This window comes from Luteibacter sp. (assembly GCF_036500425.1).
Classification (GTDB): Bacteria; Pseudomonadota; Gammaproteobacteria; order Xanthomonadales; family Rhodanobacteraceae; genus Luteibacter.
In genome coordinates, this window is sequence record NZ_DASYCB010000040.1 from 1 (window position 1) to 22773 (window position 22773).

The following is a 22773-nucleotide window of genomic DNA, read 5'->3' on the forward strand; positions in this document are numbered from 1 at the left end:
CGCGATGGGACTTGCGGCCACCCCCATCGCGCGCAAGCGCGCTCCTACAACAGCCGGGCGGCTTCTCTTGTATCGTGGGGGTCTGGCCCGCAGATACCCGACATCCCCGCATCCCCCCTGAAAGCACCATGACTCTCCCCCTCATCGTTCGCCGGCTGGGGCGCGTGCCCTACGAAACCTCCTGGAAGGCCATGAGCGCCTTCACCGACAACCGCACCGACGACACCGTCGACGAGCTGTGGCTGCTGGAGCATGACCCGGTGTTTACGCTGGGCCAGGCGGGGCTGGATGAACACGTCCTGTTCGCCGGGGATATCCCGGTGGTCCGGGTGGATCGCGGCGGCCAGGTCACCTATCACGGCCCGGGCCAGATCGTGGCCTACCCCATGATCAACCTGCGCCGCGTGGGCGTTGGCGTCCGCGAGCTGGTCTGCAAGATCGAGCAGGCCATCATCGATACCCTGGGCGAATGGAATATCGGCGCCGCACGGCGTGAAGGCGCCCCCGGCGTCTACACCGCCGATGCCAAGGTCGCCGCCCTCGGCCTGCGCGTCCGCCGCGGCTGCAGCTTCCATGGCCTGGCCTTCAACGTCGATATGGACCTCGAGCCCTTTCACCGCATCAACCCCTGCGGCTACAAGGGTTTGGAGGTCACCCAGGTGGTAGACTTGGGGGGTCCGTCGCGGTTGTCAGACGTGGAAGATGTCCTGGTACAGGAATTCTGTAAGCAGTTCGGTTTCCACGAAGTCCCCTCTGAACCCGTCATCCCCGAACTCCCCGCCCGCGTTGCGGTCTGAGGTCGTAGCCCAATGAGCCAAACCGTCCCCACATCCACCGCCCGCAGCATCCCCATCGCCGTCGTCGACAAGCCCGGCGAGAAGATGCTCGGCAACGACAAGATCGCGCTGAACCGCGCGGCTTTCGATGCCGATGCGCCTGTTTTGCGCAAGCCGAGCTGGATCCGCGTACGCCTGCCCCAGGGCAATGCCGTGCAGCAGCTGAAGGCGCGCCTGCGCGAAAATTCGCTGGTCACCGTGTGCGAGGAAGCCTCGTGCCCGAACATCCACGAGTGCTTCAGCAAGGGCACCGCCACGTTCATGATCCTCGGCGAGGTCTGCACCCGCCGCTGCTCGTTCTGTGACGTGGCCCACGGTCGCCCGCTGGCGCCGGATCCGCTCGAGCCGGCCCGTCTGGCCGAGACCATCCGCGACATGCGCCTGAAGTACGTGGTGATCACCTCGGTGGATCGCGATGACCTGCGCGATGGCGGTGCCGAGCACTTCGCCGCATGCATCCGCGCCGTGCGCCACGCCAGCCCGGATATCAAGATCGAGATCCTCACCCCGGATTTCCGCGGCAAGGGCCGCATGGAGCGCGCGCTGGAAGTCCTGAAGGATTTCCCACCGGACGTGTTCAACCACAACCTGGAAACCGTGCCGCACCTGTACCGCGAAGTGCGCCCGGGTGCCGATTACCAGTGGTCACTCGACCTGCTCAAGCGTTTCAAGGCGCAGCACCCCGAGGTGCCGACCAAGTCCGGCATCATGCTGGGCCTGGGCGAGACCATGGAGCAGGTGCTCGAGACCATGCGCGATCTACGCGCCCATGACGTCGACATGATCACCATCGGCCAGTACCTGCAGCCCACGGCGCACCACCACCCGGTGGTCCGCTACTGGACGCCGGAGGAATACGAGGCGCTCCGTGTCGCCGGTGAAGAGATGGGCTTCGGCCATGTCGCTTCGGGCCCGTTGGTGCGATCCTCCTACCATGCCGACCTGATGGCTCACGCCGCCGGCGTCGTCGAATAAACGTTCAAGCACTTCGAGGCTTTACATGACCCTTCGCCCCGTGTCGCTCGCCCTCCTGCTGGCCCTTACCGCCACGGGGGCGTACGCCCAGAGTGCCGCCCCTCAGCAGCCTGGCGCGACACCGCCGGCGAAGAGCGCCACGCCGCAACCGAAAGATGCCTCGGAAGCGGCGACCTCGCCCGAGCCGCAGCGCAAGGAATCCACGCTGCCGCTGAAGCCGACCCCGGCGGAAGCGCAGGCCGCGCAGCTTTCCGCGCGTTTCCTCACCCGTTTCCACTACCAGGCCCAGCCGCTCGACGACGCCATGTCGGCGAAGATCTTCAAGGTCTACTTCGACGACCTCGATAGCGAAAAGGTCTTCTTCACCCAGGAAGACATGGCGAAGTTCGAACCGCTGAAGACGCAGTTCGACGATGCCATCTGGAACCAGGACCTCACCGGTCCGTTCTCGGTGTTCAACCTGTACGTCACCCGCGCCGTCGATCGCATGAACTACGCGCGCAGCCTGCTCAAGAAGGGTTTCGACCTCAGCGGCAACGAGAGCTTCAACTTCGATCGCAAGAAGGCCGCCATCCCGAAGAACCAGGCCGAGCTCGACGAAGTGTGGCGCAAGCGCACGATGAACGACTGGCTGCGCCTGAAGTTGGCCGGCAAGAGCGACGACGACATCCGCAAGACCCTCGACAAGCGTTACGCCACCTACATCGGCCGCGTGCGCCAGCTCGATGATGAGGACGCCACCCAGGCGTTCATGACCGCCTACGCGAACTCCACCGATCCGCACACCGATTACCTCGGCCCACGCGCGGCGGATGCGTTCGACATCGCCATGCGCCTCTCGCTGGAAGGTATCGGCGCGGTGCTGCAGGCGCGCGACGACTACACCACCATCCGCGAACTCGTCCCGGGCGGCCCGGCGATCAAGTCCGGCAAGCTGAAGCCCGGCGATCGCATCGTCGCCATCGGCCAGGGTGAAACCGGCCCCATGGTCGATGTGGTCGGCTGGCGCCAGGATGACGTGGTCAAGCTCATCCGCGGCAAGAAAGACACCACGGTCCGCCTCGAAGTCCTCCCGGGCGATGCCGGCGTGGATGGCAAGCACGACATCGTGACCCTTGTGCGCAAGAAGGTCACCATGGAAGAGCAGGCCGCCAAGTCCAAGGTCATCGACGTGAAGGATGGCGATGTCACGCGCAAGATCGGCGTGATCGAACTGCCGACCTTCTACCAGGATTTCGGTGCGCGCCGTAACGGCGATGCCAACTTCAAGAGCGCCACCCGCGACGTCTCCAAGCTGCTCACCGAGCTGAAGGCGCAGAAGGTCGAAGGCGTCATCATGGATCTGCGCAACAACGGCGGCGGCTCGCTCAACGAAGCCACCGAGCTCACCGGCCTGTTCATCGATACCGGCCCGGTCGTGCAGGTGCGCGATGCGCGTGGCCAGGTCGAAGCCCAGGGCGATGACCAGGCGGGTATGTCGTGGGATGGCCCGATGGCGGTCATGGTCAACCGTGGCTCCGCGTCGGCCTCGGAAATCTTCGCCGCCGCTATCCAGGATTACGGTCGCGGCCTGATCATCGGCGAGCCCACCTTCGGCAAGGGCACCGTGCAGAACCTGGTCGATCTCGATCGGTTCGGCAAGGCCACCACCGGTGAAGATGCGAAGTACGGCGAACTCAAGATGACCATCGCCGAGTTCATCCGCATCAATGGCGATAGCACGCAGCTGCACGGCGTGACCCCGGATGTGCGCTTCCCGGAAAATGGCGACGCCAAGGAATTCGGCGAATCAACCTATGACAACGCACTGCCGTGGCGTCATATCGATCCGGCCGATTACAAGCCGGTCGCCGACCTGAAGCCGATCATCGGTCCACTCAACCAGAAGCACGACGCGCGCGTGGCGACCTCGCCGGCCTGGAAGCTGATGCTGGACGAGCTGGCGCAGTACAAGAAGCTGCGTGACAAGACCGACATCTCGCTGAACTTCGCCGCCCGCCAGGCCGAGCGCAAGCAGTTCGATGCCACGCAGGCGGATTTCCGCAACCGCCGCAAGGCCATCTTCGGCGGCGATGGCAACGCGGATGTCGATGACCAGAACAACGGTGATGACGGCCTGAACGCCAACGAGCGCAGCATCAAGAGCGACCTCAAGCAGGAAGCCGATGCGAAGAAGGCGAAGGACACCCCGCTGGACGAAGCGGCTCATATCGTCAGCGACGAAGTGGCCCTCATCAAGGGCGATGCGAAGGTCGCCTCCGAGGTGTTGCCCTACGGCGGGAAGAAGATCGACACCCCGCCGCAGACGGCCCAGGCCACCAAGCCCGAGCCAAATACGCCGAAGTGATCAAAAGGCCCCGCAAGGGGCCTTTTCCTTATTGTAGGAGCGGGCTTGCGCGCGATGGGTGCTCGCGCCAAACCCATCGCGCGCAAGCGCGCTCCTACAGGGGTTGGGAAACCGGGTTTTCACTTTTTTGTTGGTAGCCTCACGAGCGATCTTTCGCTTCGAAAAGGCAGGCTCGCATGCTCGACTTCCTCGATCACCTTGGTATCGACCACGCCGCGCGGCTGGTCCTCATCGGCTGGTCCATCCGTATCGGCCTCTCGCTGGTGGCGCTGGCCATCGGTTTCTGGATTGCCGCCCGGGTCGCCAACCTCGGCCGCCGTGCCCTCGATCGCGCCCGCGTGGACGACACCCTGGCCGGCTTCCTGCGCAACGCCATCTACGGCCTGCTGATCGCCTTCCTCATTGTCCAGGTCATGGGCATGGCCGGGATCCCCACGGCCTCGTTCATCGCGGCCCTCGGTGCCGCCGGTCTGGCGATCGGCCTGGCCTTGAACAGCTCGTTATCGAACCTGGCCTGGGGTGTGCTGCTGATCCTGTTCCGGCCGTATCGCATCGGCGATTACGTGCTGGTCGGCGGGGTCGAGGGCACGGTGGAAAGCATCAACCTGATGCACACCTACGTCATTACGCCCGACAACCGCGAGGCGGTGGTGCCCAACGCCAAGGTCGGCGGCGACGCCATCATCAACTTCAACCGCCGCGGTACCCGCCGCTTCGAGATCAAGGTGGGCATCGCCTACACCGACGACATCGGCAAGGCCATGGACATCATCCGTGGGCTGCTGGAGGCCGATCCACGGATCATGAAAGACCCGGCCCCGGGCGTGTGGACCGATAGCCTCGGCGCCTCGAGTATCACCCTGGTGATCCGCGGCTGGTGCACGGTGGCCGACATGTACGGCACGCAGACCCAGTTGCTCATGGACATCAAGGGTCAGTTTGGCGGGGCGGGGATCACGATTCCGTCCGCCACCACGGATATCCGGCTGCTGCCGGCAGAGGCCGTTGCGCAGCCCAGTGCCGCGCCCTGATCGGGCGGCGATCGCGCGCAAGCGCGCTCCTACAGGGGCTGCGCTGGGTGGGGTATCGCGCGCAAGCGCGCTCCTACACCAGGCTGTTGTAGGAGCGCGCTTGCGCGCGATGGGTCCGGCCCCACCCCCAAATCCCCCGCCATTACCGCCTCGCACAACAGAAATCGCCCCGAACAACCGTTTGAATCGTGGGAATCTCCTCCCAAGGGATTACAATCGACCGGTTGCGCCGCAGCACGGCGCCCGACATTCCCCCGTTGGAGGGTTCGTCCGCCCTTCATCGTTGTTTTTGAGGAGGTTCCATGGCCGACGTCAAAGAAGCCCGCGTGCCCGATATCGGTGGCAAGCCGGTGCCCATCATCGAAATCATGGTCAAGGTCGGCGATACCGTCGAAAAAGACCAGAGCCTGGTCACGCTCGAGTCCGACAAGGCCACCATGGAAGTGCCCGCGCCGTTCGCCGGCGTCATCAAGGAACTGAAGGTCAAGGTGGGCGATGAAGTGAACGACGGCGACCTGATCGCCCTCGTCGAAGCCGCGGGCGACGCCCCGGCCGCGCCCGCACCGGCACCTGCCGCCGCCGCCCCGGCCCCGGCACCCGCCACGGCGGCCCCGGCTCCGGCCACCGCCAAGGCTGCCGCACCGTCGGCTTCCAAGGCTTCCGGCCCGGTCGACGTGAAGGTCCCCGACATCGGCGGCAAGCCGGTGCCGATCATCGAGATCATGGTCAAGGTGGGCGACAAGGTCGAAAAAGACCAGAGCCTCATGACCCTGGAATCCGACAAAGCCACCATGGAGATCCCGGCCCCGTCCGCGGGTGTCATCAAGGAGCTCAAGGTCAAGGTCGGCGATGAAGTGAACGATGGCGACCTGATCGCCGTGATGGAAGGCGAGGGTGGCGAAGCCGCTCCCGAAGCCGCCGCTCCGGCCCCGGCCGCGCAGGCTGCCACCCCGGCGCCCGCACCGGCCGCTGCCGCAGCCCCGGCTCCGTCGAAGTCGGAAGCCCCGGCCGGCGGTACCCCGCGCACGCCGCCCGTCTCCTTCGATGCCTCGGTGATCATGCCGGGCAACGCCCCCTACGCCAGCCCCGCCATCCGCGCGTTCGCCCGCGAGCTCGGCGTCGACGTGGCCCAGGTCAAGGGCAGCGGCCGTGGTGGCCGCGTCCAGCGCGAAGACATCACCGCCTACGTCAAGGGCGTGATGACCTCGGGTGCCGCGCCGTCTGCCGGCGGTGGTGCTGTCGGCGGTGGCAATGGCCTCAGCCTGCTGCCGTGGCCGAAGATCGATTTCTCGAAGTTCGGCGAGATCGAAGAAAAGCCGCTCGGCCGCATCCCGAAGATCTCCGCCGCGAACCTCGCCCGCAACTGGGCGATGATCCCGCACGTCACCCAGTTCGAAGACGCCGACATCACCGAGCTCGAAGCCTTCCGCAAGAAGCTCGGCGAGGAGAACAAGGACGTCAAGGTCAGCCCGCTGGTCTTCCAGATCAAGGCCGTCGTCGCCGCGCTGAAGAAATTCCCCACCTTCAACGCCTCGCTCGATGCCGCGGGTGAAACCCTCACGCTGAAGAAGTACTTCAACGTCGGTATCGCCGTGGATACGCCCGATGGCCTCGTCGTCCCGGTCATCCGTGACGCCGACAAGAAGGGCCTGCTCGAACTCGCCGCGGAACTCGCCGAGATCTCGAAGAAGGCACGCGACAAGAAGCTCACCGCCGCCGACATGCAGGGCGGTTGCTTCTCGATCTCCTCGCTTGGCGGTATTGGCGGCACGGCGTTCACGCCGATCGTCAACGCGCCGGAAGTGGCGATCCTCGGCGTGTCGAAGGCCGCGATGAAGCCGGTGTGGAACGGCAAGGAATTCGTGCCGCGCCTGATGCTGCCGATGTCGCTGTCGTACGACCACCGCGTCATCGATGGTGCGCTCGCCGCGCGCTTCGCCGTGTTCCTCGCCCAGCAGCTCGGCGACATCCGTCGCCTGCTGCTCTGACGGGAGCCCGCGACCATGGCAAACACCATTGAACTGAAGGTGCCCGACCTCGGCGGCTCGCATGACGTGCCCGTCATCGAGATCCTCGTGAAGGTCGGCGATACCGTTGAGAAAGAGCAGAGCCTCATCACGCTCGAATCCGACAAGGCCACGATGGACGTGCCCGCCTCGCAGGCCGGCAAGGTCGTCGAGATCAAGGTCAAGATCGGCGACATCGTGAACGACGGCACGGTCATCCTCACGGTTGAGGCCGCTGAAGGTGGCGCGGCGAAGGCCGCGACCGATGCCAAGCCGGCCCCCGCAGCCGCGCCGGCACCTGCCGCTGCGGAGAAGTCGGCCGGCCAGGGCACCACGGTGTCCGAAGCGCCCGCGCATCCCGCCCCGACGCCCGGCCATGTCGGCGCAGCCCCGACGGCAGCTGCCGCATCCGGCCGCAAGGCCGATATCGAATGCCAGCTCGTCGTCCTCGGCTCCGGCCCGGGCGGCTACACCGCCGCTTTCCGTGGCGCGGATGTCGGTCTCGATACCGTGCTGGTCGAGCGTTACGCCTCGCTCGGCGGCGTCTGCCTCAACGTGGGCTGCATTCCCTCGAAGGCGCTGCTGCACGCTGCGGCCGTCATCGATGAAGCCGCTGCGATCGAAGCGCACGGCATCAACTTCGGCAAGCCCAAGATCGACCTGGACAAGCTGCGCTCGTTCAAGGAGAAGGTCGTCGGCAAGCTCACCGGTGGCCTCGCCCAGATGGCGAAAGCGCGCAAGGTGCGTACGGTCATCGGCGTCGGCACGTTTGTGTCGCCGCACGAACTGGAAGTGCAGACCGCCGATGGCGTGAAGCTCATCCGCTTCGAAAACGCCGTGATTGCCGCCGGCTCGCAGTCGGTCAAGCTGCCGTCGTTCCCGTGGGATGACGAGCGCATTATCGATTCCACCGGCGCGCTCGAACTGCGTGATGTGCCGAAGAGCATGCTCGTGGTCGGCGGCGGCATCATCGGTCTCGAGATGGCGACGGTCTACGCCGGCCTCGGTACGGAAGTCACCGTCGTCGAACTCGCGGATCAGCTCATCCCGGGCGCCGATGCCGACCTGATCAAGCCGCTTCAGCAGCGCATCGCCAAGCGGTACAAGGGCATCCACCTCAAGACCAGGGTCGTCGAGGCCAAGGCCACCAAGAAGGGCATCGAAGTCATCTTCGATGGCGAGAGCATTCCCGAGACCAAGCTGTATGATCGCGTCCTCGTTTCCGTCGGCCGCTCGCCGAACGGTGGCAAGGTGGGCGCCGATAAGGCGGGTGTGCAGGTGACCGACCGCGGTTTCATCCCGGTCGACCGCCAGATGCGCACCAATGTGCCGCACATCTTCGCCATCGGCGATCTCGTGGGCCAGCCGATGCTGGCGCACAAGGCCACGCACGAAGCCAAGGTGGCGGCTGAAGTTGCCGCGGGCCAGAAGAGCTTCTTCGATGCGCGCGTCATTCCTTCGGTGGCGTATACCGATCCGGAAATCGCCTGGGTTGGCGTGACCGAGCGTGAAGCGAAGGAAAAGGGCCTGAAGATCGGCGTCGGCAAGTTCCCGTGGGCAGCTTCCGGCCGCGCCATCGGCATCGACCGCACCGAAGGCTTCACCAAGCTCCTGTTCGATGAAGAAACCCACCGCATCGTCGGCGCCGGCATCGTTGGCCCGCACGCGGGCGATCTCATCAGCGAACTCGCGCTCGCCATCGAAATGGGCTGCGAAGCCGGCGACATCGGTCGTACCGTCCACCCGCACCCCACGCTCGGCGAATCCGTCGGCATGGCCGCCGAGGTGTACGAAGGCACGATCACCGACCTGTACATCCCGAAGAAAAAATAAAGCCCTGTAGGAGCGCGCTTGCGCGCGATGCCGGTTACGAAGGCATCGCGCACAGGCGCGCTTTTTTTATGTCTCGCGCATTGCGTAGCCGATATCGCTCACAGGGTGGCCTTCCCCCGTGTGCCTACGCCGGAACGGACTATCGCCTACACGCTTTAGCCCAGTCAGCCGGCATCTCAAAATTTCTGTATTTCGGAACATGTTCCTGCCGCATGAGCGGCACAAAAGGGACGATTCGAATGCTCAGAACACCACCGAGACCGTTGCGCGCCCACTTTGCCTGGGTTGCATTTTTCGCAGCTGCGATCGGCGCTGCACCCGTGTCTACAACTCTGGCCTCACCTAAGACGCCTCAAGCGGAGAATGAGAAACCTGAAGTCGCCATTGACGTTGCCGTTCGCGAAATCGAACGGATTTCCAACGATATAGCGAATGGGCGGAAGTACTTCGATATAGACCTAAGGCCGATAGTGATCCGCGTCTCGCTATCACCTGACGACGGTCTCCTCTACTTCGACACCGACGCTCGTCTGGGCCCGGAAGCGGGATACACCGACATGGTCGATATGCAGAATGCTATCGAGGGCCAGGCCGAAGATCTGATCAAAGCACTGTCGGCTGGTAACGAGCCAAGCTGGCGATTTGGAGGCCGAGACACTGGCTGGTGGTTAGACGAGGGGCTAGGTCGCCATAAGTCTGGATCTATTCCTTCACGCCGACTGAAAAGAAGTCCTCAGGCTTGACTGTCCGCGTTGCCAGCCCGAGCAGAACAGCATCTGGGATTCACCTGAGCTCTCTCGTTTTAGTGTCCAGCATGGCTGCCGTCCCGAGGACCTTGATCGCTCCCCTATTCGATATCAGGTCGTTGCAGTCGACAGCTTCGGCGTAAAGTCGAATGAGGTTACCTATTCGTTCAACTGCAAACCACGTGGCGCGCGGGCGATGCACGCCAGAGCAGTACGTGAAATGACACCTCGATTTTTTTATGTCTCGCGCATTGCGTAGCCGGTTGCGGCTACGCCGCCACGCCCAACGCGCCTTCGGCGCTAAGCGCGTCGTAGGAGCCCGTCCTGTGGGCGACATCTTTCGCGACAGAGCTGCAAGCCCTGCGGATCTTCCGCGCACGGCGTCGCCGATAGGGTGAACTCCCACAGCTCAGAGAGTGAGCCGTTCGTCAGCCAATCCCCGGCACATCGCATATCGCGAACGCACTCCCGCCACAGATCCCTGGCGCATACGCTTACACCAATATAGCCACGCGCCTACGCCAGCTAACCGAATCGACCGGCATCCTGAAATCCTCGTCTTTCAGAGCATGTTCCTGCCGCACAAGCGGTACTAAACGGAACCATCAACATGCTCAAGACATTAATGCCACGATTGCACAAACGCCTCGCGGCCGCCGCTTTCGCCGCTGCCGCGCTCGGCACCGTATGTCCGACCACTGCTCAGGCTGCGTCTCTCGCGGAACAGCCTGCAGACGAAAATCACGAGGCCGCGATCGACGCAGCCGTTCAGGAAATCGAGAAGATCGCCAATGACGTAGCTAATGCGCGAAAATACTTCGACGAGGACTTGCGTCCGATAGGGGTCAAGGCGTCGTTCTCACCTGACGACGGGCTGTTGTACTTCGACTTCGATGCCAGCCTTGGGCCGGAGGCCGGCTATACGGAGATGGCCGACCTGACGACGGATATTGAACTGGCCTCCGAAGACATATCGAGTCGCCTTCCTGGTTTCGGCCGCATATCCTATCGCTTCGGTGGCCACGATACGGGGTGGTGGCTTGAACGGAGCATCGCCATCGGCCCAGCACCGGCTTCTCGCCCCGAGTTTCGAGCCAAACGGACAGCGTCAACGGAGCCTGGCCCGGTTGTTGTGACCGGAGGACATGGCTTCTACTACAACTATGGACAGAAGCGATGGACATCCCATCGCGACCCAGTGAACGGCTTGCTGGAGGACGAGGTTACGCAAGTCTTCGCCAACAAACTGCATGGTTATCTCAAGGCAAAACGTATTCAGGCGGAGAACCTGCGCGACTTTCGATCAGGTCTGACGCACGAACCTAGCGGCCTCGCATGGTGGAAAGTTGGCGCGAGGTATCACCTTGAGGCATCGCACGAGGATTTGGCCAACGTATGGAATTCTGAGCCCGCGGACACGGAAGTGGATCGCGAGCGTAAGCAGGACATCCGCAGTCGCCCGCTGTACGCCAATCATGTGAATGCCTCGGCCGTGCTACATATCCATACCAATGCGGCGAGCGTAGCTGCTTCAGGGACGCGGGCATATGTATATCCCGGGAGGCCGGCCGATACGAAGCTCGCCTCACTCGTCCTGTGTGGAATGGCCGAGTTGATTCATTCAGTGGATCGGTTTGCGGCGTACAAAGTTCCTGCATCCCCGGCTTTCTATGACAAACATGCCGAGACCAGACTTGCAAAGATCCCTGCAGTGATTGTGGAGGTTGGGTTTCATACTAATCCTGAGGATGCCGCGTACTTGGTGGATTCGCACTTCCAGAGCGTTTCCATGAAGGGCGTTGCGAAGGGCTATCGGCTCTACCGCGACGGGAAAGACTGCGCACCTTTCACCATCGTCTCGGATAAGGCCGCCGATGTTGTGGTTTGGGGGCGCGGCAGGCTCCCCGTCGACGTTGGCGGTAATCCTGACTATCCCATCACGGTGACCACGCAAGCATTAGACTGTGAGACGTGCCAGCCGGAACAGAATACGATTTGGGATGTGGCTGCGCTAAATCGTTTCCGAGTGGAACACGGTTGCCGCCCCGAGGATCTCGATCGCTCGCCCATCCGGTATCAGGTGATGGCTAGTGATGCTTTTGGTGTGAAGTCGAATGCGTCGACCTACACCTTCAACTGCAAGCCACGCGGTGCGCGAGTAGCTGCCGTTATGGCGACGCGCTGAGTCCTCAACTCGCTCCCAGGGCTCAATGCGGGCCTTGGCAGCGATTGTCATCCATTTTTTGCGCCCTCCGGGGGATGAGCGGGCCTTGTGACCGACCGGTACATCCCAAATAAAAGGTAACAGGACCCCGCATCCCTGTAGGAGCGCGCTTGCGCGCGACGACACGTCGACGCACGCACCCATCGCGCGCAAGCGCGCTCCTACAACCACACGGCATTCCAATAGGGGTAGTCGCATACGTGGTTTACGAGGCCTGCACGCAATGAGTTTGCGACGATGTAGCGTGCGACGGCGCGGATGTCTTCGTCGCGTCGTAGTGCCCGATCCTGAAAAGCGCGCTGCCAGAGGGGCGATGTTCGGCCTTGGGCACGAAAGGCGCGTGTGACCCGCGATCTGAAGCTCGCCACGACTTTGCTGAGGTCGCCATCGCCCAGTTGGATAAGTGCGTGGAAGTGATCTGGCATCAGTACCCATGCAAGGCATTCCGCCCCCTTCCACGTCTTCGGGTTATGAATGATCCGCGATGCCATCCGGGCGGCCCGATAATCGCGAAACACCGGCGCGCGGTTCCACGCCACACAGGTGATGAAGTAGATGCGACCGGGCTCAGATACCCGGCCGCGGCGCAAGTCGGCATGTCCACGTTCTCGTTTCATGCAAGGCAGGATGTCGACATCTCACCGGCTGCGGCATCAGCGCACACCCCCAGTTCGTGTAGGAGCGCGCTTGCGCGCGACCAGGCGGAGCGGCAGCATCTGATCGCGCGCAAGCGCGCTCCTACAGGGCTGTTCGCGCCGGAGGCGCGTTGGGCACGGCGGCGCAGCCGCACCCGGGTAGGCCCTGCGGGGTATCGGCTGCCCGCTTTGTGCACCAGCACAAAAAATAATGACCTCGGTCATATCGCCACGTGGCGGTGGTTTATGGCATGGTCGGCTGATGCCCGCACCTCAGCCAGCTCACTACCTCCGCCGTCTCGGTACCTGGGATGCCGCGATGATCGTCATCGGTGGCGTCATTGGTGCGGGTATCTTCCGCACGCCGGCCGCCGTCGCCAAAAGCACCAGTTCCGGGATGGAGGTCATCATCCTCTGGGCCGTGGGCGGTCTGCTGACCCTGGCCGGGGTGCTTTGTTACGCCGAGCTGGGCGCGCGGCGGCCCCAGGCGGGCGGCACCTACGTCTACCTGCGCGAAGCCTTCGGGCGGCTGCCGGCCTTTCTGTTCGGCTGGACCATGGCCCTCATCAACTACCCCGGCAGCGTCGCCGCGGTAGCTACCACCTTCGCCGATTACGCCACCCGCGCGGTCGGGTTGCCCCACGAATGGGTGAAGCCGGTCGCGGTCGCGGCGATCAGCTTTATCGTCGCGGTGAACCTCTTCGGCATTCGCGCTGGCGCGTGGGTGCAGAACATCTTCACCGTGCTGAAGCTCGGCGCGGTGGCCATGCTGATTGCCGTCGGCCTCTACCTGGCACGCGGCCACCTGGGCGTCGCCTTCGCCGAAGACCCAACCCACAACGTGCCCACGGGCATGCTGATCGGTGCGTTGCTACCGGCGATGTTCGCCTACGGCGGCTTTCATTACCTCAACGACCTGGCCGGCGAAGTGCGCGACCCGCAGCGGACGCTGCCGCGCGCGCTGGGCCTGGGCATGGCCAGCGTCGTCGTCTGCTATGTGCTGATCAACATCGCCTACATGGCGGGTCTGGGCCACGCCGGCCTCGCCGCCAGCACCGCGCCCGCGGCGGACCTGATGCGCCGCGTGTTCGGCGAATCCGGTGCCACCGTGATCGCGGTCGGTATCGCGTGCTCCACCTTCGGCTATTGCAGCATCGCCATTGCCGGCGGCGCCCGCGTGCTGCAGGTGATGAGCGCTGACGGCATGTTCTTCAAGCCGATCGCCCGCATCGATGCGAAGACCGGCGCACCGCAGATCGCCTTGCTGGCGCTGGGCGCCTGGGCCATCGCGCTGATTCTTTCCGGTAGCTTCGAAGCGCTGGTGGATTACACGACCGTAGGTGAGTGGCTGTCGCACGCCTTCGGTATCGCGACGATCTTCTGGTACCGGCGCCATTTGAAGTCCGAGCCGTCGCCATACCTCGTGCCGGGTTACCCGTGGGTGCCGCTGATCTTCACCACCACGGTGCTGTGCGTGATCGTGGCCACCGCCATCACGCAGCCGCAGAACGCAGGCATGAGCCTGCTGATCATCGCCCTGGGCGTGCCGGTGTATTACCTGTGGCGCAAGCGGTTGGGTAACGCGGCCTAACCCGTGTAGGAGCGCGCTTGCGCGCGATCGGGTTGGCGGCATTGCCTGATCGGGCCTCTTCGCAAGTACCCATCGCGAGCAAGCTCGCTCCTACAAGCGCGGGCGCGCCGTTCACGAGATTCGTGGCAAGCTCGGCCGATGCGTCCGACACTCTGCTTTCTGCTCTCTGGCTTCGCCCTGGCTGCTTCTGCGGCTGAGGTGGATATCGCTCACCCCACGCCGGCCGTGCGGATCACGCCTACCGACGCAACGCTCGACCCTACGGTGCGTAAAGCCACCGACGATAGCGAGCTGGTGGCGGTGACCTATAAGCCGGCGGCATCCCCGGCGATCACGCTGGCACCCGGGGCGGCCGGCGCGTGGGCATGGCCTGCCGATGGCACGCTCCGCCTTCGGGTACAGAACGGCATGCCTTGGCCGGTGACCCTCATCGTCGATGTCGCCTCGGGCGAGAAGCACCTCAAGGCGACGGTCGGCCTGCCGCCCGGGCCGCCGCAGATCCTGTCGGTGCCGCTCACCGCCACCTCGCCGCGCGCCTTCGGCATGCAGGTCGGGCCGCCCATGCCGTTCGACGATGGGAAGGTGAAGCGGATCGTGGCGACGTTTACCGAGGGCGGAATCGATGCAGGGAAGGTGACGTCGGTGCGGCTTTCGATGCCACAGCCGGGGGCGGCGCAGACGGTGTTGTTCGGGGCGATGGATGCGGTAGCGGGAGAGGCGGATTTAAAGGTGGCGTATACCGGGATGGTTGATAAGTACGGGCAGTACACGCGGGCGACCTGGCCGGAAAAAATCGCTAACGACCAGGCGTTGAAGGACCGTGCTGTCGCGCCCAAGGGCGCTCCTACAGGGAGCGGGAAGCTCGATCCGTTTGGTGGGCGGACGGATTTGCCGGCGATGCAGGCGAGTGGGTTTTTCCGGGTGCAGAAGCAGGGTAGCCGGTGGTGGCTGGTTTCGCCGGAAGGGCATGCGTTCTTTTCGCTTGGCGTGAATGCCGTTAATCACACGGATGGCCGGACTTATGTGCAGGGCCGCGAGTACATGTTCACCGACGCGAGCGGTGCGAATGGCGCGTTCGGCGGCACCAGTGACAGCCGCAGCGATAACGGCTCGCAACGCGATAACGGCTTGAATCACGGGCGCTGGTGGGATGTGTATGCCAACAACATCGCACGCACGCTCGGCACTGATTTCGAGAACGCATGGCGCAAGCGCACGCTCGATCGTCTGAAAGCCTGGCGTTTCAACACGCTGGGTAACTGGAGCGATCCCGCCTTCGCCGGTGACAAGCGCATGGCTTACACCGTGCCCATCCTCATCCATGGCGACTTCAATACGGTAAGCACAGGCTACGACTATTGGGGCCGCATGCCGGATCCGTTTGATCCGCGTTTCGCAAAGGCGGCGCAGGCCGCCGTGGCGAACGCGACGAAGGACAAGACCAACGATCCCTGGCTGCTCGGCTACTTCGCCGATAATGAACTCGCGTGGGCAGGGCAGGGCCCACAAGGTCGTTGGGCTTTGGCGACAGGCTCGCTGGCCCAGGGCCCACAAAGCCCGGCGAAACAGGCCTTCATCGCCTACCTGAAAAAGACGCACGGCGACGTCGCGACGTTCGTGAAAGCATGGGGCCTAAACAACGTTACGGACTGGAAGCAGGTAGAAGCGCAGGGCTTCAAGGCGCCGGAGCCGAGCGAGCCGCACCCGGCCATCGCGGCGGACTACATCGCCTTCCTCAAGCTCTACGCCGGCCAGTATTTCCGCACGGTCGCCGAGACACTAAAGAAGGCCGATCCGCACCACCTCTTCCTCGGCGGCCGCCTCGCGGTGCGCACGCCGGAGGTGGAAGAGATGAGCGCGAAGTACACCGACGTCACCAGTATCAACACCTACACCGACGTACCAGAACACGGTTTCGACGTGGCGGAATTCAAGAACTGGGACAAGCCCGTGATGCTCACGGAATTCCATTTCGGCTCGAGCGACCGCGGCCCGTTCGGCAACGGCGTGGCAGCGGTGGCGAATGAAGACGAGCGGGGCAAGGCCTACGCCCGCTTCGTCGACGCGGCGGCCGCTTCAGGCATCGTCGTTGGCACGCACTGGTTCCAGTACGTGGACCAGCCCGTCACCGGACGCATCCTCGATGGCGAGAACGCACACATCGGCCTGGTCGGGATCACCGACATCCCGTTTGAAGGCTTCACCCGCGCGGTGACCGAAACGAACGCGCGGGTCGGTGGTGGCTCAGGCGGCGGGAGCCAGCGCTAGGCCGGTACGGGTTTCACCCAAGACGGAACGCCCGAAGACAAAGGCAATCGGCTCAGCCACGCCGACCAGGGCGCTGATCGCCACGTTCTGGTTCACCGCGTAACTCATGGAGAAGGCGATGCTGAAATGCGTCGCCGCGAACTTGATCTTGCGGGCCATGGCCGCGACCTCTTAATAGGAATGACTCTCATTATGGGGGCGGGGCGCGCGAAGTCCAACGCACCGTGCCAATCGTTCCGATAGCCCCCCTCAATCGCAACATCGCCCATCCGTGTAGGAGCGCGCTTGCGCGCGATGGGTGCTCGCGGCAAGCCCGATCGCGCGCAAGCGCGCTCCTACAGGGGGCGCGTCGGGGCTTAGCGGTGGATCGTGGTGCCGACGACCAGCGCCACGACCATCACCATGGCCACGGCCATGCAGGCGCTGCTGGGTTTGACCCGGCGGGCATCCACGCGGGGGACCATGCGCCAGATCAGGAAGGCACCGATCAGCATGTCCACGACCAGGGCGGCGCGCATCCACGGCAGCACGAACACCGATTGGCCGGCGGCCTGGCCGTGCTGGGTGGCGATGACCAGGCCGCCGGTAAGCACGGCGAGCAAGGCCCACAGCAGGCTGGCGAGGTAAGCCCGGTTGAACACCACGGCGGTCTTCTCCAGCCAGCGCAGCACGAAGAAGACGATGACCGCCGGGACCACGGCCGCCGCGCTGGAATAGATGACCCACCAGATGGCGGCGGAAAACAACGTCAGGAGTGTCTGCACGCTTAGTAGTCCACGCCCGCGCGGCGCAGGGCCTTGCTCATCAGCCAGGCCGGGCCGATCAGCAGGTACTGCAGGTCGGTGAAGAAGGAGGGCCGACGGCCTTCGATCTTGTGGCCGATAAACTGGCCGACCCAGGCGACTACGAACACGATCACCGCCAGCCACAACAGGCCGGTGGCGCCGAGGCTGTGGTAGAGCGTGTCGGTGAGGAAGGCCAACCCGATGAACGCGCCGGCCATGGCAATACCGATCGTCCGCGAGAGCCGGTAGTAGTAGAAGCAGAACGCCAGGAACATCGCCACGACCGCCCACAGGCCGGGCTTGCCGATTACCGACGGGACGGGGATGAGCCAGACGAAGGCGAGCACCGTCCAGGTGATCGCCGGCACGCAGATCCAGTGGATCAGGCGATTCGTCGGGTTTTGGTGATCCTGGCTGTAGTTGCCGAACCAGGTTGCCGCGTCACGCATGGTGCTTCCTCCCCGTGGGCGCCGGCCCACCTCAATCGAGGCGGATGCCCGCGAGCTTGTCCAGGGCCTCAGCATACTTCGCGGCGGTGCCTTCGATCACGCTGGCCGGCACACTGGGGGCAGGCGGCTCCTTGTTCCAGCCGATATCGACCAGGTAATCGCGCACGAACTGCTTATCGTAGCTCGGCGGGCTGATGCCGACGGCGTACGACTCGGCCGGCCAGAACCGCGAGGAATCGGGGGTCAGCATTTCATCCATGATGTAGAGCTTGCCGTCTTCATCGGTGCCGAACTCGAACTTGGTGTCGGCGATGATGATCCCGCGGGTGGCGGCGTATTCGGCGGCGAACTTATAGATCTGCAGCGTGGCATCGCGCACGTCGTTCGCCAGCTTCTCGCCGACGGCAGCGACCACGGCGTCGAAGCTCACGTTCTCATCGTGGTCGCCCACAGCGGCCTTGGTCGACGGGGTGAAGATCGGTTCCGGCAGCTGCTGGGCCTGCTGCAGGCCGGCGGGCAGGGTGATCCCGCAGAGCGCGCCGGTGGCCTGGTAGTCCTTCCAGCCCGAACCGATCAGGTAACCACGGGCGATCGCTTCCACCGGCACCGGCTTCAGGCGCTTGGTGATGACCGCACGCTTCGCGTACAGCGCCGGGTCCACGCCGGCCGGCAACACGGAGGCCACGTCGTCGCCGGTCAGGTGGTTGGGAATGAGGTGCGCGGTCTTCTCGAACCAGAAGTTCGAGATCTGGCAGAGCATCTCGCCCTTGCCCGGGATCGGGTCGGGGAGCACCGAGTCGAACGCCGAGAGCCGGTCGGTCGCCACCATGAGCAGGCGGTTGCCAGGCAGGGCGTAGACATCGCGGACCTTGCCGCGATGGATCAGGTCCAGGCCAGGCAGGTCGGATTGGCTCAGGGTGGTGGGCACGGGCGGAGCTCCGGTGAGGCGGGGAAGCCTCGTATTGTAATGGTTGCGGCAGTCCGGTCGCGTGCAAGCACGCTCCTACAGCAGACCTGCCGGGCTTTTGTAGGAGCGTGCTTGCACGCGATCCGCCGACAGGCGGCCTGCGGGGCGCCGAAGGTTGGATCAGGTGGGGCATTTTGGGGTGGGTGGGGGCTTTGCCCCCCTTTCGCGTGCAAGCACGCTCCTACGCCGCAGGTGGCCTTCGGCCACCTGCTAGAATTTACGGCTACAGCCCCAATTCCTTCGTCCATGCGCAAACTGACGACCGCGGCATTCGCCCTGGCCCTGACTGCCCCTGTACTCGCTGCACCGCCCGCGAAGCCGGCGCGGTTGGGCATGTGCGCGGCGTGTCATGGCGAGAATGGCGTGGCGCCGGCGGCGGATGCGCCTAATCTCGCGGGGCAGAAGGCGATTTACCTGCGTGAAGCCTTACACCAGTACCGCGATGGCCGCCGGGATGCCCCCGTAATGCGCGCCATGGCCGGCCCCCTTTCCGAAGCGGATATCGACCAGCTGGCCCAGTGGTACGCCGCGCAGACCCCCTCCAAGGGCGCTCCATGAATTTCACCGGCACACTTATCGGCGCCGTCCTGGGCATGTGGTTAACCCACAACCTGCTAGGCGCCCTCATCGGCGGCGCGCTCGGCTTCATGTTCGATGCCAGCCGCCAGCAACAGCAGCGCCGCCGCGCGCCCGCCCAGGGCGGCTATGTCGCGCCGCTATTCGCGCTGATCGGCGCCGTGGCCAAGGCGGACGGGCGTGTTTCCGAAGCGGAAATCGCCATCGCCGAACGGGTCATGGTGCGGATGAACCTGGACCAGGACGACCGCGCCAAGGCCATCGATGCCTTCAACGAGGGCAAACAACCCGAGTTCAACGCTACCGACGTGATCGACGAGCTGCGCCAGTGGGTCGGCCACCGCCGCGACCACGCATTCCCGGTGATCGATGTGGTGATCGAAACCGTGCTCGCGGAAGGCTCGCCCTCGCCCGAGAAAATGGCGATCCTGCGCCAGCTGGCGTTCGCGCTGCGCGTAAGCGACATGGAGCTGATGGCGCTGATGGCCATGAAGGGCTATGCCTGGAACGGCAATGCCGGCGGCCGCAGCTATGGCAACAACCGCGGCGGCGGCTACGTGCCCCCGCAGCGGAACACCCAGGGCCCCGACCCGTATGCGGTGCTCGGCATCCAGCGCGATACCGACGAACGCGCGATCAAGCGCGCCTACCGCAAGCTGATTTCCGAGCACCACCCCGACCGCCTCGGCGACCTGCCCGAAGATATGCGCCGCCGCGCCGAAAGCCGCGCGAGCGAGATCAACGCGGCGTATGAGCGGATCAAGTCGGAGCGTGGATTTAAATGACGCGTCCACAGAACGCCGCTACCCTGTAGGAGCGCGCTTGCGCGCGATCGGGGCTCGCCGCAAGCGCCGATCGCGTGCAAGCACGCTCCTACAGAAGTGCAGCAGCCCGTCCATCCATTAACGGTACCGACCATGGCCAAGCAATCTCCCATCATCGCCCCTTCCATCCTCTCGGCGGATTTCGCCCGGTTGGGTGAGGACACGCGCAAGGTGCTCGATGCCGGTGCGCAGTGGGTGCATTTCGATGTCATGGACAACCATTACGTGCCGAACCTCACCATCGGCCCGATGGTGTTGAAGGCGTTGCGCGATTACGGCATCACCGAGCACATCGACGTGCACCTGATGGTGAAGCCGGTGGACCGTATCGTCCCCGATTTCGCCAAGGCGGGCGCGCGCAGCATCAGCTTCCACCCGGAAGCCAGCGAGCACGTCGATCGCACCATCCAGCTGATCCAGGGCGAAGGCTGCGAAGCCGGCCTGGTGTTCAACCCGGCCACGCCGCTGAACTGGCTGGACTATGTGCTCGACAAGATCGACATGGTGCTGATCATGTCGGTGAACCCGGGTTTCGGCGGGCAGAAATTCATCCCCGGCGCGCTGGACAAGATCCGCCACGTGCGTGAGCGCATCGACGCCAGCGGCCGCAAGATCCGCCTGGAAGTGGATGGTGGCGTTAACGCCGATAACATCGGCCAGATCGCCGCGGCGGGCGCGGATACGTTTGTTGCGGGGTCGGCGATTTTCACGGCGCCGGACTATGCGGACGTGATTCGCCGGATGCATGCGGCGATCGATAAAGGCTGAGGGTGCGGGGATCGCGCGCAAGCGCGCTCCTACAAGAGCCCGTGCAGCGATCCCCCAAAAAAACGCAGATCTTCTGTAGGAGCGCGCTCGCGCGCGATCCCCCTCAGGGTCAACCGTTCGCAAGGACTTAAGGTTGACCCTGAGAAATAAAATAAAATTCACGGCGACAAATCAAACCGAGTAGTACTGTAATACCGCCCAGGGGGGCTTACCCCGCACGAGGACGAGCACATGAAGTCGAAGTCCGTGTTGTTTCTGGTCGCCTGCGTCACCGCCGGCACCGCCTTTTCAGCGCTAGCCGGCGAACGCCCGCAGCCGCTGCCCGATCAGAAGAAGAGCGAGATCTCCGAGGCACTCAAACTGTGCCCCTCCTCGCTCGAACGCTTCCTGCCCGGTGACTATTACTACTGCGAGGCCGCCCGCTATTTCTGGTCGGGTAACGATGGAGGCGCCCGGGAAAGCCTGAAGGATGCCGCCGCCTGGGCCAACAAGCCCGCGCAGTACGCGCTCGGCATCATGTACTTCAACGGCGACCATGCCCAGAAGAACCGGCCGCTCGGTCTCGCCTGGCTGGCCCTGGCCGCCGAACGGCACAATCCGCAATACGAACCGGCCCTGGTGGACGCCTACAAGCGCGTCAGCCCTGAAGAGATGGCGCAAGCCAATGCGTACTGGGCTGAGCTGAAGGGCAAATACGCCGACAACGTAACCGCACAACGGGCAAAGAACCGGTTTGATCGCGCGTACAACGACCTGTCCGATGCGATCAACTTCGGTGGTTCGATCTTTATCGATGGCATTGCCGGCATGCAGGTCGCCAGTGCGGATGGCGGTCACGAAGCACTGGGCTTGAGCGGTTTCAGCGTGGGCCGCTTCCTGCAGTCGCGAGAAGCCGCGGCCTTAGCCGGCTGGCAGTCCAACGTCTTCGTTGGCGATGCCCAGCTGGTGCCGATCGAAGAAGTGGCGAAGCGTACCGATACACAAGCGCCGAACTGAGTAGTCCCACCGGGGTCCGCCCCACCAGGATCAGGAGAGTTCGTGATGTCCGCACGCCACGTGGTTACCGCACTCGCCCTCTGCCTCGTGGCGGCGGGCACCGTCCAGGCTCGCCAGACCTCGGGCGATGCCGAACTGAAGCAGCTTGTCCGCTACTGCCCGATCAGCCTGGAGCGCATGCTGCCTGGCCAGTACTACTTCTGCGCCGGCGCCAGCCAGTTTGGCCAGGGCCATGGCCGTGCCGCGCGCGCCCGCATGGAAGACGCCGCGCGCTGGGCAAGCAAGCCCGCGCAGTACGTCCTGGGTGTGATGTACATCAATGGCGATTACGGCCTGCATGACCCGGCCATGGGCGTCGCATGGCTGGCGCTGGCCTCGGAGCGCCACGACAAGGCCTACGAGAGCACCTTCATCGCCGAATACAGCAAGCTCTCCGTCGAACAGCGCCGGCAGGCCGATGCCGACTGGCTGGAGCTGCGGGCGGACTACAGCGATGCGGTGGCCGGCAAGCGTGCGCAGCGTCGCTTCGACGTGGGTATGCGCGATATCCGTGAGGCCGAATTCTTCGGCGGATCCATCTTCCTTGATGGCATCACGCCGCCGAGCGGCTTCGCCGATGGCTCGTTTGAAGGCGGTGGTGGCGTGGTGCCATCACGCGTCGGTACCCAGCGTGCCTTTGGCCTTTCCCGTTCGATGGAGAAAGTTGGCCAGGACTACTTCCACGGCATGGTAGGCACGGTCACCGTCGGTGAAGTAGAGAACCCGGTACCCCTCGGCCAGGTCGCCGCCGCGCCCCCGCCGTCGCGCCCGCAGATGATCCCCGCCGATCGCGAGCCCCGCCCCAACTTCTAATCGGTCTGTAGGAGCGCGCTTGCGCGCGATGGGTCTTGCCGCGAGCACCCATCGCGCGCAAGCG

20 protein-coding genes are annotated in these 22773 nt (G+C 64.3%); 15 read left to right on the forward strand and 5 right to left on the reverse strand.

Features of this window, described 5'->3' with window-relative positions:
* Positions 1–128: 128 nt before the first annotated feature.
* The 8 genes from lipB to VGN46_RS10015 all read left to right on the forward strand — a co-directional run bounded on the left by lipB (position 129) and on the right by VGN46_RS10015 (position 11959).
* Positions 129–797: a lipoyl(octanoyl) transferase LipB gene (gene lipB / locus VGN46_RS09980; protein ID WP_331643267.1), complete on the forward strand. Its 669-nt coding sequence runs from the start codon at positions 129–131 to the stop codon at positions 795–797.
* A 12-nt stretch (positions 798–809) separates the two neighbouring features.
* Positions 810–1811 carry a lipoyl synthase gene (lipA, locus tag VGN46_RS09985; protein ID WP_331643269.1) on the forward strand — a complete coding sequence of 334 codons (1002 nt, stop codon included), beginning with the start codon at positions 810–812 and terminating at the stop codon, positions 1809–1811.
* Between the two features lie 25 nt (positions 1812–1836).
* The gene (locus VGN46_RS09990; protein WP_331643271.1) at positions 1837–4158 is read left to right on the forward strand and encodes a carboxy terminal-processing peptidase; all 2322 of its coding nucleotides are present in this window, start codon (positions 1837–1839) and stop codon (positions 4156–4158) included.
* A 176-nt stretch (positions 4159–4334) separates the two neighbouring features.
* A complete protein-coding gene (locus VGN46_RS09995; RefSeq protein ID WP_331643273.1) occupies positions 4335–5189 on the forward strand; it encodes a mechanosensitive ion channel family protein in 855 nt (284 codons plus the stop codon).
* Positions 5190–5491: 302 nt separating this feature from the next.
* On the forward strand, positions 5492–7177 hold the full coding sequence (aceF, locus tag VGN46_RS10000) for a dihydrolipoyllysine-residue acetyltransferase (protein ID WP_331643275.1): 1686 nt from the start codon (positions 5492–5494) through the stop codon (positions 7175–7177).
* A 15-nt stretch (positions 7178–7192) separates the two neighbouring features.
* Positions 7193–9028: a dihydrolipoyl dehydrogenase gene (gene lpdA / locus VGN46_RS10005; RefSeq protein WP_331643277.1), complete on the forward strand. Its 1836-nt coding sequence runs from the start codon at positions 7193–7195 to the stop codon at positions 9026–9028.
* Positions 9029–9240: 212 nt separating this feature from the next.
* On the forward strand, positions 9241–9771 hold the full coding sequence (locus tag VGN46_RS10010; RefSeq protein ID WP_331643280.1) for a hypothetical protein: 531 nt from the start codon (positions 9241–9243) through the stop codon (positions 9769–9771).
* Positions 9772–10384: 613 nt separating this feature from the next.
* The gene (locus VGN46_RS10015; protein ID WP_331643282.1) at positions 10385–11959 is read left to right on the forward strand and encodes an N-acetylmuramoyl-L-alanine amidase; all 1575 of its coding nucleotides are present in this window, start codon (positions 10385–10387) and stop codon (positions 11957–11959) included.
* A gap of 200 nt (positions 11960–12159) precedes the next feature.
* On the opposite strand, the gene VGN46_RS10020 is transcribed toward VGN46_RS10015, so the two are convergent.
* Positions 12160–12615: an REP-associated tyrosine transposase gene (locus VGN46_RS10020; protein WP_331643284.1), complete on the reverse strand. Its 456-nt coding sequence runs from the start codon at positions 12613–12615 to the stop codon at positions 12160–12162.
* 280 nt (positions 12616–12895) lie between these two features.
* Here VGN46_RS10020 and VGN46_RS10025 point away from each other — a divergent pair, with 280 nt between their 5' ends.
* Together VGN46_RS10025 and VGN46_RS10030 are read left to right on the forward strand one after the other, a co-directional pair.
* Positions 12896–14224, forward strand: coding sequence for an APC family permease (locus VGN46_RS10025; RefSeq protein WP_331643286.1), 1329 nt, complete (start codon positions 12896–12898; stop codon positions 14222–14224).
* A 138-nt stretch (positions 14225–14362) separates the two neighbouring features.
* Positions 14363–16492: a beta-agarase gene (locus VGN46_RS10030; RefSeq protein ID WP_331643288.1), complete on the forward strand. Its 2130-nt coding sequence runs from the start codon at positions 14363–14365 to the stop codon at positions 16490–16492.
* Here VGN46_RS10030 and VGN46_RS10035 read toward each other — a convergent pair.
* From VGN46_RS10035 to VGN46_RS10050, 4 genes are all read right to left on the reverse strand, one after another.
* Positions 16469–16651, reverse strand: coding sequence for a DUF2061 domain-containing protein (locus tag VGN46_RS10035; RefSeq protein WP_331643290.1), 183 nt, complete (start codon positions 16649–16651; stop codon positions 16469–16471). The genes VGN46_RS10030 and VGN46_RS10035 overlap by 24 nt on opposite strands.
* A gap of 197 nt (positions 16652–16848) precedes the next feature.
* Positions 16849–17256, reverse strand: coding sequence for a hypothetical protein (locus VGN46_RS10040; protein ID WP_331643291.1), 408 nt, complete (start codon positions 17254–17256; stop codon positions 16849–16851).
* Positions 17257–17258: 2 nt separating this feature from the next.
* Positions 17259–17726, reverse strand: a complete 468-nt coding sequence (locus VGN46_RS10045; protein WP_331643293.1) for a DUF962 domain-containing protein — start codon at positions 17724–17726, stop codon at positions 17259–17261.
* 31 nt (positions 17727–17757) lie between these two features.
* Positions 17758–18654: a phosphoribosylaminoimidazolesuccinocarboxamide synthase gene (locus VGN46_RS10050; protein WP_331643295.1), complete on the reverse strand. Its 897-nt coding sequence runs from the start codon at positions 18652–18654 to the stop codon at positions 17758–17760.
* A 285-nt stretch (positions 18655–18939) separates the two neighbouring features.
* On the opposite strand from VGN46_RS10050, the gene VGN46_RS10055 reads away from it, so the two are divergent.
* The 5 genes from VGN46_RS10055 (at position 18940) to VGN46_RS10075 (ending at position 22709) form a co-directional block, all read left to right on the forward strand.
* Positions 18940–19251 carry a c-type cytochrome gene (locus tag VGN46_RS10055; protein WP_331643297.1) on the forward strand — a complete coding sequence of 104 codons (312 nt, stop codon included), beginning with the start codon at positions 18940–18942 and terminating at the stop codon, positions 19249–19251.
* A complete protein-coding gene (gene djlA / locus VGN46_RS10060) occupies positions 19248–20054 on the forward strand; it encodes a co-chaperone DjlA (RefSeq protein WP_331643299.1) in 807 nt (268 codons plus the stop codon). The genes VGN46_RS10055 and djlA overlap by 4 nt, the downstream gene beginning before the upstream one ends.
* 132 nt (positions 20055–20186) lie before the next feature.
* Complete coding sequence (gene rpe / locus VGN46_RS10065; protein ID WP_331643301.1) at positions 20187–20861, forward strand: ribulose-phosphate 3-epimerase; 675 nt, start codon at positions 20187–20189, stop codon at positions 20859–20861.
* Positions 20862–21092: 231 nt separating this feature from the next.
* The gene (locus VGN46_RS10070; protein ID WP_331643303.1) at positions 21093–21857 is read left to right on the forward strand and encodes a hypothetical protein; all 765 of its coding nucleotides are present in this window, start codon (positions 21093–21095) and stop codon (positions 21855–21857) included.
* Positions 21858–21902: 45 nt separating this feature from the next.
* Positions 21903–22709: a hypothetical protein gene (locus VGN46_RS10075; RefSeq protein ID WP_331643305.1), complete on the forward strand. Its 807-nt coding sequence runs from the start codon at positions 21903–21905 to the stop codon at positions 22707–22709.
* Positions 22710–22773: the final 64 nt, after the last annotated feature.